Source organism: Arsenicibacter sp. R0_47, assembly GCF_057652235.1.
The window spans coordinates 110986-125061 of record NZ_JBYFCJ010000022.1 but is presented as its reverse complement, the minus strand read 5'-3'; the positions used below and the strand labels follow the sequence as shown (position 1 = coordinate 125061).

At 43.8% G+C, this 14076-nt stretch carries 13 protein-coding genes and 1 pseudogene; 6 read left to right on the top strand and 8 right to left on the bottom strand.

Going from position 1 to position 14076, the window contains the following annotated elements; genetic code table 11:
• Positions 1-65: 65 nt before the first annotated feature.
• A pseudogene (locus AC23NW_RS26615) lies at positions 66-248 on the top strand (integrase core domain-containing protein); the annotation flags it as partial.
• 505 nt (positions 249-753) lie between these two features.
• Here AC23NW_RS26615 and AC23NW_RS26610 read toward each other — a convergent pair.
• The 4 genes from AC23NW_RS26610 to AC23NW_RS26595 form a co-directional block, all read right to left on the bottom strand.
• Entirely contained in the window at positions 754-1440 is a 687-nt protein-coding gene (locus tag AC23NW_RS26610) for a DDE-type integrase/transposase/recombinase (RefSeq protein ID WP_487453309.1), read from the bottom strand.
• A gap of 87 nt (positions 1441-1527) precedes the next feature.
• Positions 1528-1782, bottom strand: a complete 255-nt coding sequence (locus AC23NW_RS26605) for an ATP-binding protein (RefSeq protein WP_487453307.1) — start codon at positions 1780-1782, stop codon at positions 1528-1530.
• The gene (locus AC23NW_RS26600) at positions 1676-2296 is read right to left on the bottom strand and encodes an ATP-binding protein (RefSeq protein ID WP_487453306.1); all 621 of its coding nucleotides are present in this window, start codon (positions 2294-2296) and stop codon (positions 1676-1678) included. Before AC23NW_RS26600 ends, AC23NW_RS26605 begins: the two co-directional genes overlap by 107 nt.
• A gap of 26 nt (positions 2297-2322) precedes the next feature.
• Positions 2323-2697, bottom strand: a complete 375-nt coding sequence (locus AC23NW_RS26595; protein WP_487453305.1) for a hypothetical protein — start codon at positions 2695-2697, stop codon at positions 2323-2325.
• A 73-nt stretch (positions 2698-2770) separates the two neighbouring features.
• On the opposite strand from AC23NW_RS26595, the gene AC23NW_RS26590 reads away from it, so the two are divergent.
• Positions 2771-3073 carry a transposase gene (locus tag AC23NW_RS26590; RefSeq protein WP_487453303.1) on the top strand — a complete coding sequence of 101 codons (303 nt, stop codon included), beginning with the start codon at positions 2771-2773 and terminating at the stop codon, positions 3071-3073.
• On the top strand, positions 3016-3936 hold the full coding sequence (locus tag AC23NW_RS26585) for an IS3 family transposase (protein WP_487453317.1): 921 nt from the start codon (positions 3016-3018) through the stop codon (positions 3934-3936). Before AC23NW_RS26590 ends, AC23NW_RS26585 begins: the two co-directional genes overlap by 58 nt.
• A 1199-nt stretch (positions 3937-5135) precedes the next feature.
• On the opposite strand, the gene AC23NW_RS26580 is transcribed toward AC23NW_RS26585, so the two are convergent.
• Positions 5136-5516: a putative Ig domain-containing protein gene (locus tag AC23NW_RS26580; RefSeq protein WP_487453302.1), complete on the bottom strand. Its 381-nt coding sequence runs from the start codon at positions 5514-5516 to the stop codon at positions 5136-5138.
• Positions 5517-5599: 83 nt separating this feature from the next.
• Positions 5600-6415, bottom strand: a complete 816-nt coding sequence (locus AC23NW_RS26575) for a hypothetical protein (protein ID WP_487453301.1) — start codon at positions 6413-6415, stop codon at positions 5600-5602.
• 923 nt (positions 6416-7338) lie between these two features.
• Here AC23NW_RS26575 and AC23NW_RS26570 point away from each other — a divergent pair.
• Complete coding sequence (locus tag AC23NW_RS26570; protein WP_487453299.1) at positions 7339-8502, top strand: RepB family plasmid replication initiator protein; 1164 nt, start codon at positions 7339-7341, stop codon at positions 8500-8502.
• A gap of 88 nt (positions 8503-8590) precedes the next feature.
• Here AC23NW_RS26570 and AC23NW_RS26565 read toward each other — a convergent pair whose 3' ends face one another.
• The gene (locus AC23NW_RS26565; RefSeq protein WP_487453298.1) at positions 8591-9025 is read right to left on the bottom strand and encodes a hypothetical protein; all 435 of its coding nucleotides are present in this window, start codon (positions 9023-9025) and stop codon (positions 8591-8593) included.
• Between the two features lie 175 nt (positions 9026-9200).
• Positions 9201-11621, bottom strand: coding sequence for an outer membrane beta-barrel protein (locus AC23NW_RS26560; RefSeq protein ID WP_487453297.1), 2421 nt, complete (start codon positions 11619-11621; stop codon positions 9201-9203).
• 65 nt (positions 11622-11686) lie between these two features.
• Between AC23NW_RS26560 and AC23NW_RS26555 the strand changes: the two genes are divergently transcribed.
• Both AC23NW_RS26555 and AC23NW_RS26550 read left to right on the top strand, forming a co-directional pair.
• A complete protein-coding gene (locus AC23NW_RS26555; RefSeq protein ID WP_487453296.1) occupies positions 11687-12982 on the top strand; it encodes a sensor histidine kinase in 1296 nt (431 codons plus the stop codon).
• 7 nt (positions 12983-12989) lie between these two features.
• A complete protein-coding gene (locus tag AC23NW_RS26550; RefSeq protein WP_487453295.1) occupies positions 12990-13709 on the top strand; it encodes a LytR/AlgR family response regulator transcription factor in 720 nt (239 codons plus the stop codon).
• The last annotated feature ends 367 nt before the right edge of the window (positions 13710-14076 follow it).

Genomic DNA, 14076 nt, shown 5'->3' with positions numbered 1-14076 from the left:
CCAATCAAAAAACTGATTATTAGACTCTTGACTCTCTTTGATGAAACATTTCCCCGGAATGTTGGCAACTACCCTATATCGAACGGTTCAACGGGACATTTCGGCGAGAAGTTCTAGATGCTCACATTTTTACGAGTATCCGACAGGTACGGCAGGTGGTAGAAGGGTGGCTGGTGGAGTACAATACCGAACGCCCGCATCAGGCTTTGAAGTTCATGACGCCTGTTGAGTTTCGGCAAGCGGCTTAATTTCTAATCAAAACTGGCTCACTGAACGGGGTAAGGACAGGAGCGGCCAGCGTAGTGGCTTGGATAGGCTTGCGTGATCTTGATCGTGAAGCAGAGCGATATGTTGAAATGAGTAAACTACTAGAGGAAGCCGCTCCTCAACTTCAATATACTGAAACACTTACTCAACTTCGAAATCGTGTTTATCGCTTAGAGCATATTTTATTACAAGAAGTAATTGAATGGCAAACTCGAACTAATTTTTTGAGAGCATGATATTTTATTAAACTGACATATATGGTGCTCCCCAACTGTTGGTCCTTACACACTTTATGTGGTTTTGAATAGACCCTATTGCTAACAAATCATAAATAAACAGGTAGACCTACCTGAAAAAAAGAATCGCCACACAAATTGCGTAAGAGCCAACAGTTGGGGAGCAGCATATTCCTCCTCCCCTAAGGCGTAACCATTGAATGCTGGAATCGAGCACCTGACCGGTAAATGCTGTCAGGCGTTTGATACTTCAAGACCGAGTGAGGTCTCTCGAAGTTATAGCGCTGCCACGGCACGGGCCGCCCCGCAAACATCCAACGCTTCTTGAACCTGATGGATCGTTTGAAAGACCTGTAGTTAAACATTCGCTTCGGATCGTACCATTGAGCCGTTCCACTAGCCCATTTTGCATGGGCTTGCCTGGCTGAGTATAACGGATTTCAATACCATGTTTAAGGCCAAATTTAGTCATGGTAACGCTGATCATTTCGGGCCCATTATCGCAACGAATGTACTGAGGCTTACCATGAGCAGCCACCATCTGCTCTAGATAACTTACTAACCTTTTGGCCTTAAACGCGCCCTGAGCCACTACTAGCAGCCACTTTCGGCTATATTCATCCAAGACATTGAGAATGCGCGTTTTCTTTTCTGCCATGACTTCATCGCTTAGAAAGTCTAACGACCAGCCGCCCGGCGGCCCGGCTTGATTTACTTGACTGGCTGTCAATGTATTAGGATTTTCTCGCTTGATAACTTTTCGTTTGATAGGACTACGCAAATTAAGGCCTGAGGCTTTGCAAATTCGGTACACACGTTTATGGTTCCAGCCATGTCCCACTAAGCGTAAATAGCCAAATAACAAGCCAAATCCCCAGTTTAAATACTTCTTAAACAAGGCATTAAGTTGGTTGGCAATGGCTTGATCATCATTCACCTATATATTTCGGCAATCGAAGGCCACGCATTCCGGCCATATCAGGCCACTGTGGATAAGTACAAAAGGAGGAGACAAAGGTACGTTCTATACTGATTTTTCTTTTGTTTGTTTTCGTTGCGATTCTCCCTTCAACTCAATTCGATGTGCCTGATGTAAGAGCCGGTCAAGGAAAGCATCGGCGATTGTTGGTTCGGCCAGATAGTCATACCGCTGGGCAACAGGAAGCGGGATGTTATGATCGTTGAGTGACGACCATATCGGTCCTCCGCGCGGCGGCCGCCATAATTTGTAACAGAGCCAGTTTAGCCTCCATGTCCAGCGGAGCCAGCCCCCAGTCATCCAGGATTAGCACGTGTAGCCGCTCCAGACGGGCCAGCTCCTTAACAAACGAACCGTCGGCGCGGGCCAGATGCAGTGCCTGAATCAGTTTCGGCAAGGCGAAGTAGCCTACTCTGAACCCTTTCAGACAGGCCTGATAGCCGAAAGCGGTCGCCAGATAACTCTTACCACAGCCCGTTGCACCGGTTAACAACAGATTCTCGCCCTTCTGTATGAATGACAGATCAGCCAGCCTCAGGATCAGGCTTTTATCCAGCTGTCGTTCTGGTGTGTAACGAATTTCTTCGAGCGAGGCATGGTACCGGAAACGGGCCTGCTGTACAGCCAGTTGTGTGCGCCGGTGATGGCGATACTGCGCCGGCAGCCCGGTCCCACTCTGCGTCCAGCAGGCGTGCCAGCAGTTGTTCCTGCGGAGGCCATTGATGGACCGGTAACCCGTCAGCGTTGGCCATAGGGTCGCCATTCCGGTGAGTTTGAGCGTATTCAAGCGGTCGAGTGTTGCCTGATTATTCACTTTTGATCGTTGGTTTTAGTATTAACTTATTGATATGCAGCCGCTCCCCGTATGTTCTCGTGAGCCGGTATTGTCGTTGTCGTGGCCTGTGGCAGGGGGAGCCGGTCAAGTTCACTGTCCAGGATGCCGCGGATGATTTTGTAGGATACACTGCCAAAGTACAGGGCTCGCTCACAGTCTTTTTCCCGCCGGTCAGGGTCCACTTTTTTCATCAGCGACAGAATACCGGCACAGGATCGGTAGACCTGTTGGGGGTAGGCATGAACAGGTTCTTCCAGTCGTTTGAGTACCTGTTCAATGGCGCTCCTCATCCATGGACCGGTTTCCTGTGCCTGCTGGCGGAAAAAGTCGGCTGACCACTCGCGGACCCACTGCTGCTGAGCAGGCAAATGGGCGGGCAAGGTCGATACTGAACTTGCTACATTTGACTGGAGACTTTTTTAGGCAGATTTGGGGACAAACTTCAATTTGACTATGGTTAAAAGACGAGTGTTTGACGAAGCGTTCAAAGAAATGGCCGTCGAGTTATCGTATGTAAAAGGATCAATCCAAGAGGCTGCCCGCGAATTAAACATCGATCCGGGACGAATCAACAAGTGGAGACAACGCCACAAAAAAAACGATCGAATTCTGCCTGCCAATACAACTCTTTCTGACGAACAGCAACAGATCAGAAGGCTGCAACGAGAGCTCAGAGAAGCTCAGATGGAACGCGATATATTAAAGAAGGCCGTCAGCATCTTCTCCAGGAGCGACGGGAAATATTCCGATTTATAAAGGAAAACGCCAAGCTATTTCCCGTTGAGGAGATGTGTAAAGTGTTGAATGTCAGCAGTAGTGGTTATTATTATTGTCGTAAGCATCCCGTCGGGGCCAGACAACAAAACCAGGATCAGTTGGTGAACCACATCCGACGGGTGCATGGCAAAAGCGAAGGTCGGTACGGCAGTCCCCGGATTGCGGATGAACTCCGAGAGCAGGGGGTGAAAGCCTCCCGTAACCGCATTGCCAGACTGATGAAGAAGGCAGGTATTCGCAGCATTATGTATAAAAAGTTTCGGGTGCAGACTACAGAATCAAATCATTACTACCCCGTGGCTAAAAACGAGCTGAACAGGGAGTTTACGGCTGATAAGCCAGGGCAAAAGTGGGTCTCAGACCTCACCTATATCGCCACGGGTCAGGGGTGGCTTTACTTAACCGTGATTTTAGACCTGGCCGACCGAAAAGTGGTTGGTTGGGCTATGAGCGATAGTATGAAAGCGATGGAGACGAGTGTGGCTGCTTGGCGTATAGCCCTCACAAACAGAGCAATAAGTGGCCAGCTTCTGTTTTATTCAGACCGGGGCATCCAGTATGCATGCACGGATTTTAGGGATGAACTGAAGGACTTGCCGGTGGTGCAAAGTATGAGTCGGAAGGGAAACTGTTGGGATAATGCAGTTGCCGAGAGTTTTTTCAAGACTCTCAAATGCGAGATGGTCAATCATACTTACTTTGCCACGCGGGCAGAGGCTCGGTTGGCCACTTTTGAGTATATCGAGAGTTGGTACAACCGCCGACGGAAACATTCAGTGTTGAATTACTTTACACCCAGTCAACAGGAATCTTATTTTTACACTTCCTCAATGGCCGCCTGAAAGAATCTCCACTATACTGTTGCAAGTCCAGAGTTGCCGAAAGCCTACTTGTTTTGTGCTCAATACCTTGCTAACGGGCCTAGTGTCCCAAATTTCTATTCGAACCAGCCAAGTAGAGACAGAGCAGGTCCTAAATCGGACCATAGGCCGCTAACCTTGCCGCGCGATAGGGTAGCCTGCTCTGTTTTTCATTCATTGGCAAGCTACCCAAATCTTGGAATCTTACCAGCCCTCAAACCTAAAGGCCGCTGCGGAATACTGAAGCCCCTCGGGATTAGGCTGCTTGTAAAGCGACCAAAGCTGAAACCGGGTTACACCGGGCTTATTGAGTTGAATATCAAAGTCGTTGAAACGCTCATACAGATCACCGATACGATCAGCTTTTGGGGTCAGGGGCTGAGTGAATAACCGGTGGCGTTGGTCATCCTGCCAGCTGAGAGCCTACTCCAGCGAGTCAAAATGGCTCTCAATAGTCGCCAGATATTGATCAACTGTTGAACGGGCTAAGGCTATGTGGCCGCAATGGCCCGCTTGCTGTAGCCTTGCTGAAGGAGTTGGAGAATACGTCGGATCTGATACATGGGTAAGCGTTGGTTAGTCATAGTTGCTCTGCGGGTCAGGGAAAATCTGACTCACAGCCAAACTACGGGCCTTTTTACACTTATCCACAGCTGGCCTGATATAGCCGTAATACATGGCTTGTCATCGCCGTATTAACTGGCCTGCTTTAGGCCGGAATACTCACTCTGTACCACCATTTGGCCAAATGGTGGTACAGAGAATGGGGTACACTATAGATAATCGTAGAAAAATGGTAAACGACGTGCTTCTCAGAACGATCAGAAAAACGGTTGATACGCTTCAATGATTGTAGTAAAAAGTCTACGTTTTTAACAGGGTTCTTTAACGGTCTTTTGATTGACATACTATTTGAAGTAGAAATTCTACACTCATCTCGATCAAGAAATGCACTCCCAGTATAAAGTGGTGGTTATCATGTCTATTAACAAAATCAACCTAAGTAGTTACAATACAATCGGCAGTTGTAAAGAAAGAAATTTAATGAAATAAGATACTGTAATTCAGAAATTTAAATCTTTTTGATGGAATATTTCGTACGAATGTTGGATACCCCCCTTGTCCAGCCACTGATGCCGACCGCAAAATACTGAATCGCAGTGCCGTTACCTCCTGTAGTATTAAACCAGAACTCTCCTGTAGCACAAACATAGTTCGGGGGGCAGCAACGTTAAGGCCGGCGGTACAATCACTGTCAGCGCAAAACTCCGTGTTGCTATTCCGCCCCATGGATCATAAGCCTGTATCAGTAAAGGATAAACGCCTGCCTGCGTGGGTGTTCCGCTAAGTTGAGTACCTGTGAAAGAGACGCCCGCCGGCAAGCCCGTCAGCGAAAAGCTGAGTGGCTGCCCATCAGGATCAACAAACAAATTACCCGGCAACGTGTAGGTAAACGCCACTCCGGATGTAGCGGTCAGTGAACTGACTGCTACCGCTGAATTACTGACGGGAGGCTGATTCTGAGTCCGGCACTGTGCTTTCCAGTCCCATGTGTAAGTCACAATTACCCCGCTTTGCTGGGCACTGAGGGAAAACGGTTCTGCGTCTATAATCAGTACTTTTGTAGTTTCGGTTTGGTTTTCTTCTATGTAGCGTTGCTTTCTTTTAGAGTTGAATTGTTTTCAATAACCCGTGGACGCAGATAAAGGCGGTCTTTGTTAAAGCGGCTGTAAGTCGTGAAATTTTTCAGGTAGCGGTCAATGATTTTGTTCTGATAATTGTGTTGGCGCAGGATTTCAACCGAATCGACAAAAACGATGTTATGTTTTACAGTTGTAATATTACCCAGGTTATCGTAGGTCGTGGTAAGTAAGTGTTCCTGGCCAATTTCGAATTCTAATTCTCCAGTCGCGTATTTCCAGTTGATATTGGTATAGATATGTTCGCGGTGATAATTGGATAGTACCATATCGAATTCTTCAATGTGATCTCTGGCGTGGCTCCATTCTTTTAGCTCCTCACGCATCTCTCTCAGCTTAACTTCGGCCTCATGGCGTTTAACCGTGTTCATTTGGTGCAGTTTTTCCTTTAACTTTTCGATATGATCTATTAATAATTTTATGTAATCGTTGATATACTCTCGGCGACTCTCGTCAGTGAAATCTTTGGGCTTAATGAGTTTGTATTTGTGGACGGAATTAAAGGTCATACGTACAGCGGGTCTATTAAAGTTAACTATTTTTATAGTTCGGCAATCAAAGTCTTTAAACCTCTGAAAATCAGACTGGTATTTTGCATCAATGAAATGCATTGTTCCCGCGCGGCTCCAGTCTCCTTCCAAATCCCAATCATCACGTGAAGCTCGTAGGTGAGGTGTTGAATTTAGAATGTTTATAAGTTCGGTCGTTAGTTGTATGTACTTATCTGGATGATATCTTTTCCGAGTTGTTTTCGCTGCCATATTCTTGATGCTAAATCTGTTTTTCTGTTTTAGTAAAAGCGTAAATGGACTCAATAAGTTTCATTTAGAATGAAACTTATTGAGTCGTCGCTAAATCCTTTACCTTCAGATTTCTTTTTTTTTATTTCTTTCTATTTTGATTTAGTAATACACACTTAAATGAAAGATGTCATGTTTATATAAAGGGTATAAATCCTTTAGTAAATATCTTTTAGATAGATAGATAGATTAAATAAGAGCGTTGTATATTGCTGAATATAAGTATGTTAAATGTAGTGAATCCGACAAATATGGGAAAATATGAGCATTGAGTCCGACAGATTTAGGATATATTTAACCATGAGTCCTACGAATTTGTGATATGAGTCGGACATAATTGTGATATGAGTCGGACATAATTGGGGTATGAATCCGACATAATTGGGGTATTTTAACTATGAGTCGGACAGATTTGTGATATGAGTCCGACAGATTTGTGATGCCCACATGAACCCGCGATGTGCTATTTCGGTGTGGTAATACATACCAATTGTTGAAGCAATAATATGTGACGCACATTCAAGGCAGACTAATATTTGTAAATTATATATTTATTGTTCCCCTTTATTAATTGACTCCAACAAAATTGGGATTCAAAAGGCTTATTTTGCTAGCATAATGAATTCTATTTAAGGTTATTTTAAAGAATAAATGTCTGATTATCAATTATTTAATTTACCGCTAATAGTACTATTTATATATTTCAGGTTCTTTGGCTAAATAACTTTTGAAATGTTATTTTTAATATAAAAAATGAGAACTGATAACTAATTATAGAGAGTTTATTCAATAAATAAATGTATTTTTACTATAAATACTATAATTATACTAAGTTATTCCTACAAATAATTTTTCCTGTCGGATTAAATTAGTATTTTTCACACATGGCTGCAAAATCATCCGGACAAACACCTCGCAAACAATCAACAAAAACGCAGGTCACCAACAATCAAATGTCGTTGGAATTTTATACCGCAACGGTTGAGAAACAGCGGGGGAAAGTCACAACGCGGGAAAGTTCTGTTGCGCCTCAGACGATAACCGGCGAGTTCATTCGTGAACCGATCAAGATGCTGGCGTTGATGAAAGATTTAACCGTATTAGAACGGCGTTTATATTGGTGGGTGCTCAATAAGGTAAAAGGACATCAATACCTTCAGCAGGATACGGCTCAACAGCAGGTGATTACTAAACTCAGTCTGGAGCTGCATACATCGGATATTATTGGTAAGAGTAATAATGTTGCTCATGTCAAAAACGCCCTGCGTAAATTGGGTGCCAGACAAATAACCTGGGAGGTAAATGGTCTCTACACGCAACTGACGATTTTTCCAAAGGCCCTTTACCATATTGGCAAAGGGCGCATCGTTCTGGAAGTGCACGAAGAACTAATCGAGGGATTTTTGCATCTAGGCAACAGCTTCTCGCAAATCGAGCTCGAAATCGCGATGAATCTAACAAGTACGTATGCACAATTGCTTTATTCCTATTTTTCCCGTCATGCCTGGAAAGGCAGTTGGGAAATTACAATTAATGACCTCCTGATATTGTTTGGCCTGGAACAAACCTCCTCCTATCAGGAATTTAATAACCTGCGACGACGGGTCCTGACACCTGCTATTCAGCAGATCGAAGAATTAAGTGGATTACGGATTTCATACGTCGAACAAACACGATGGAAAAAAGTTGTGGGACTTGTATTTACGATACAGGTCTCCAACGGTGCATTAGATGAAGGAAAGGAAAGGGAACTAACATCCCGACAATATCTTGATGATTTTTTATCAGAAATTCGGTCAAAGTCCGTTCCTGATAAGCTTGAATTTGCCCGTGCAACGATTGATGAGTATTACAGGCCTGGTATGACCAACGAACAGCGAGACCTGATTTTGACAAATCTGACCTTTCTCGACCGGTTCTGTATTTGTGACGCCTACGTTTCAGCCGGGCTCGTTGAAGCTAAAAATCGTCTGAACTATGTCCTGAAGGGCGTTTTTAACCCTGAAGTAAATCCAGCTGCTAAAAGTAAAAGCCGGAAGAAACTTTAGTTTTCTTTCATCATTCGTATAATTCAATCTCTATACAACAAAAAAGCCCGCTAAAGGCAGGCTGAATATATAAATTGAAGAGAAGAGGTCAGGCTTCTGCAATCACACCAGAACCGGCTTCAAAATGTGTCATCATTGTTTCTTCAGCGGTGATCAGAGCCAGCAACAATATTTTCCGTTCGACAAGGGTCAGCACAGGGTTAGTCTGTAATTCCTGATTGATACCAGCCATGATTTGCAGGCTAACACCACCATTCATTTTTTGTGTTAACTCTTCGAGCAAGTTTACTGAAATTGTAAGTCCGCGTTCCGTTAATGCTTCGTGTAGAATATTGAGTGTGAGTTCGAGTACACGTTGATGCGCTGAATTGATTGAAGCACGCCGGGCTAAATTTTGATAATAGGAGGGCATAGAATTGCTTGGGCTTGTACGGTGAATGAGTTGTTTAAGCAAAAGAGCAGAGCCCATAGATAGCTGGGGCCGGGACTGGCTAATAATAAAATGTATTATTGGCGATCTCATAGCGGTTTTGTATAACAGTTTATGCTAAGTTGTAAGTTGGTCTGACAAGTGACAAAATTTTGTGACGGGCGAGCGATATTTGTGACGAAAAAAAAGAAATGGCTCATTCGTCACAAAAATTTGTGACGAATGAGCCATTTATAAGCCCTTATCTTGATAAATAACCCCTACTTAATTAACGTGCACGCTCTTGTTCCGCTTCCGATCCAAATGCCCGCCGATTAAAGGTACCTACTTTTTGATTTCCAAATTTATGGCTGTAGGTAAATGTAAAGACTCTTGATTCAAAGCGGTGATTGAAGCCAACAGTCCCTCCAATTAGCGAGTTTCCGGAATTTACAGTACGAAACGTGTGAAATAGATCGGTTAACGCAAAGCGGAGGGAGCGATTCCGGGTTAACGTCCGGGTTAAGCCGGCATCGGCATAAACGATGGGCCGAAACTGAATATAGGCCGAAGCACTTTTGGTGCGACCAACCAGACTTAGTGATGCTGACCATTTTGACACTGTCCAGTTATTTGTCAGGCGAACTGTAGCAAAGGGTTGACTGATACGGAAGATCTCGCCACCAAATGTGGAATAATATTTCATCAGGTATCCGCTGGTGGAGAATGTCATTTGCCATTGTTTGGTCAATTGACGCGGGATATTAAGCGACAGTTGGCCCCGGGTTTCGGAATCAACGTTTATATACGTGTTAAGGATATTTGTTGTTGAGGGGTCGTTTCGAAACAGCACCTGAGTTGGCCGGTTGGTAAACTCCTGAAAGGCGAGAGTAAAGGAGATTCGATTAGGCAGGACAAGAACTGCCTGAAAGCTCGATGATAACATCGGCTGTAGTAGAGGATTGCCACGATAGTAGGTTACCGCGTCCAATACCAGGTATGCCGGATTGAGTGTTTCAAAGCCGGGCCGAACAATACGCCGGTTATAAGAAAGAGTTAAGGGCATGTCTTTTTTCAGGGAACGGGTAGCGGTCAGGGAAGGAAAAAGGAAGGTATATTTTTTGTTAACGACCTCCTTATTACCTGATTGGTTACGCGCTTCGCCCGCGTACCATGTCGATTCAAGCCGTATACCCGAGTTAATAGACCAGTTACTCCATTTAAACTGGGCAGACGTATAAAGACCAGCGGTGCGTTCAAGATAGGAATATTCCTGCGTCAATTGGTTGGAGATAGTTTTGAAGTACCCGCTGATACCATCCAGCTGGGGGGTATTTCCCATCTGAATATGGCTGTACTTAATTCCCCAGTCCCATTTAACCGAACCAACCGTTTTACCTACGTCCGATTTTGCCGTCAGAATACGGGTTTGGGTTGGGTACGTGATACGCAGAATATCGCCGGCCGGCTGGTGAGTTGGCCCGTAAAAAGTGGCTCCCGTTTGATTATAGTCCGTATAATTAGCACCATCCAGGTCTATGCTCCACCGTGTATTTCCTGCAAGGACATGGCGTACATTAAGATTAATTGAACCACTGAGCTTCTGCCGGTCATTGAACGTTTCGCTTTGGGTTTTCTCAAGTGGTGCTTGTTCTGTCAGACGGGACGTGGCTTCGCTGACAGGTGTTTCAAGTTCATTGGAGGGAGTCAGCGTAAGCAGCATACCCAGCTGGGTTTTGGGTCGTAGCTGATAATCAAACCCAGTCTGAACCAGAAGTGTATTACCCCTCAGCCTGCGGTTTTGTTCAGTACTGGAGTATCCGCCTTCTGGTAGTTCCTGCCAGCCTGTATAATGGAAGAAGGTATTTGTTCTGGATGGACTCAGAATAAAAAAGCCATTCGTCTTCCCTTTTTTCCAATTGCTGCTCAGGTTGATAGCTCCTTTCAGGAACCGTCCGTACCCAACTGAATATTGACAATCCGTAAGCGCTCCATCACCGGGGGGGCGTTTGGTATAAAGCAGTAGAACAGCTCCTCCGGATGATTCATAACGGGCGGAAGGAGCTGTTAAAATTTCTATACGGCTGTAGGCTCCCGCCTGTAGGTTTTGCAGGTAGTCGGATAAACCATCAGATCCTAACTGTATTTGCCGGTCATTTAGATATAACTGTGTAATAGGCAAGCCATTGACACTAAGTTTCCGGCTCATTAGATCAACCTGGGCTTGGGGTACGTAGGCAAGTACATCAATAAGCCGCTGCCCGTTGAATAACGGGTTAGATTCAACAGGCAGAATTATCCGGTCACCCTGTACGTCAATTTCCATTTGTTTCCCTTTTACAATCACTTCATTTAATTGACCCGGCCTTTCGGTTAAGGGGATAAGCAGTGACTCAATTGATTCGGAGAGTGTAAGGCTTCGCGGTATGGCCTGGTAAAGCTGGCTCACTACCTCAATTCGATAAGTGCCTCTCACCAGACGAGTAAAGCGAAAAGACCCCGTATTATCAGAAGCAACCAGCTGGTACAACGTGGTGTCTTTGTACAGCCTCAAAGCAACAGGAATTTCCGGAGTCCGGGTTGTGTCACCAAACAGGAGTTTTCCCGAAATGTAATGTTGAGCTACACTACTGTAAGGCAGATTAAGTAGAACATAGAAAACGAAAGTAGCACTTCTCAGACGGCAGGTTAAGTAGTTTTCAGGCGACATGATCCCTTGTAGTAGAATGTATTTTTATTATATATTTGCTCAAAGATAATTGAAATTCATATATTATGCCCATCAGTTTCGGGATTAAGAACGGTTTTCTGACCTTTGTACAGCGGTATTTTACAAGGCTATCAGCGTGGTTCAGTACTTGGGTAACCCATGAAGTTCCTGTAGTCAGGCCAAGGCGAAAAGTAGGCCTGTTTCGCGTTTCACTGCACGCACTATACTGGAGTTATAATTTATTTTCAGTGTACGATACCTACGTAACTATTTTTACGTCAAAAACCAGCGGTAAAATAGACTGGACAGTGTTTTATCTGGCTATTGTCGATAATCAACTGGTAACAGTGAGTGCCTATTATGTTATGAGTGCGTTCGTGTTACCTTCGCTGTTAAATCATCTGGTCTTTATGCGTGCGACAAATCGCATTGTCCCTGTGTATTGGGCAAAGATGGGGTTGGTTTTAACAGGCATTTTTTTTCTGATGGGTATGAATGATTACTACCTGATCGTAACTATTCATGAACTCGCAGAGGAACCTGTCCGATATATGGAATCCTGGTATAAAAAGTTTGAACCGTACGGCATTTGGGCTATTTTCAGAAGCTATTCTGTATTTCAATTTGTCTTTGCATTCAGCTTTTATTACGTCTTAGTTCCGGTTCTGTTGAAAACTATCCGCGAGGCCATTGGATGGGGGCATCATGCTTATAACCAGGGTATCGAAAAGCAGGCCTTGATTAAAGATAAACTTGACCGCTTACATTATCAGATTAACCCCCACTTTTTGTTTAATGCGTTTTCCAGTCTGAATGCACTCATTAGTAAAACTAATTCTGAAGCATCCAGATTTCTACGTCAATTATCGAATATATTTAATTATACCCTCTATGAAGCTGAGAATTATCAGGTAAGTCTCAGTAAGGAAGTCGAATTCTTAACAAGTTACCTGAATCTTGAGAAGGTGCGCAGGTTCAATCCCGAACGAATTCAGCTCACTGTGAAGGGAGATACACACTCATTCTCGATCCCCCCCATCACCCTGATCACGTTTGTTGAAAATGCGTTTAAACATGGATTAAAAGGGGAAGGGGGATATGTGCACATTAGTCTGGAGGCTATGCCTGATCAAAATCAACTTAGATTTATTATTGAAAATTCAGTGGACTCTGCTCTGGCTAGTGTGTCTCTTCTACAACAGACAGGCGACCCTATCGGCTTAAAAAATGTGCAGGAACGGTTACGCTCACTATACCGCAGGGATGAGTACAAACTAACTATCGATTCCGGCGAAACGCGGTTTCGGGTTCAACTTGATTTATTTGCAAAGGCTCCAACGTTTCACCAGGACTTAAACTGATAAACAGATGCGGTTAACCTGTTTTATTGTAGAAGATGAGCCACTAGCGATGCATACGATCAAGGAGCATTGTATAAACTCACCTGATCTGAAGCTAATCGGGTCAGCCAGTACATTAAACAAAGCATATTCGGGTATTATCGAATACAAGCCACAGCTTATATTTCTGGATATGCACCTGCCAGACGGCTACGGCTTCAGCTTATTAGCTAAACTGGAAGACTTTCAACCGCTGGTAATCGTTACGTCGGGCTATCGCCAGTATGCTTTAGAAGGGTTTGCACATGGAATCGTGGATTACCTGGAAAAACCGGTTTATGCTGACCGCTTCGATCAGGCAATCCGCAGGGTTAAGCAACGGTTCACGCCACTTCCGTTGAGTCTGATAAAAGAGGAATTGCAGATTAGCAAAGTGGATGAAATTAAAAAAGAACCGATTTACATTTCTGACATACTTTTCATAGAAGCGAATGAAAATTACGTGAAGGTTATTACCGATACGCAGACCCAACTTCTTCGGACAACGCTTAAAAACATCTTTGAACAGTTACCCGTTGGTAAATTTTCGCAAATTTCCCGCAGTTACATCATTAGTCTGGATAAAGTCTCACATGTTGAGAGGCATACTGCCTTTATTGGTATTGGTAAGAAATACGAACTGGCTATTAGTCATAGTTTTCGTTCATCATTTTACAAAATATGGCAATCCTATAAACAAAATTTTTAATCTAATTTACGTGTACAAAAACTAATATACGTATAATATAACCAAATGAATTCCAATCAAAATATCTAATTAACAAATAAAAATAAATGAAAACTTATTGATACCATCCATTTGATTGGTAATTATGTATCAATTATTAATGCCATATTGCAGTCTATCCAGGCAAGCTTCCACCCACCTACTGTTAAGATGCCACTTAACAGTAATCAGAAAAAATATATGAAATTCATATTTGAATATATCGATTTTCTAACGTAATTAGCTTCTCAATTCAAAAAATCATAGATCTTATGAAAAAACCTGTTCGCTCACTAGCGATGCCCTCTGCTATGTCTCTTAAATCACGGACGACCACAAAATTCTGGGG

Bases quoted from the DNA above. Each gene is read 5' to 3' on its own strand.
- AC23NW_RS26555 (WP_487453296.1), top strand. From the start codon at position 11,687: ATGCCCATCAGTTTCGGGATTAAGAACGGTTTTCTGACCTTTGTACAG.
- AC23NW_RS26560 (WP_487453297.1), bottom strand. From the start codon at position 11,621: ATGTCGCCTGAAAACTACTTAACCTGCCGTCTGAGAAGTGCTACTTTC.
- AC23NW_RS26575 (WP_487453301.1), bottom strand. From the start codon at position 6,415: ATGGCAGCGAAAACAACTCGGAAAAGATATCATCCAGATAAGTACATA.
- AC23NW_RS26590 (WP_487453303.1), top strand. From the start codon at position 2,771: ATGGTTAAAAGACGAGTGTTTGACGAAGCGTTCAAAGAAATGGCCGTC.
- AC23NW_RS26605 (WP_487453307.1), bottom strand. From the start codon at position 1,782: ATGACTGGGGGCTGGCTCCGCTGGACATGGAGGCTAAACTGGCTCTGT.
- AC23NW_RS26565 (WP_487453298.1), bottom strand. From the start codon at position 9,025: ATGAGATCGCCAATAATACATTTTATTATTAGCCAGTCCCGGCCCCAG.
- AC23NW_RS26550 (WP_487453295.1), top strand. From the start codon at position 12,990: ATGCGGTTAACCTGTTTTATTGTAGAAGATGAGCCACTAGCGATGCAT.
- AC23NW_RS26570 (WP_487453299.1), top strand. From the start codon at position 7,339: ATGGCTGCAAAATCATCCGGACAAACACCTCGCAAACAATCAACAAAA.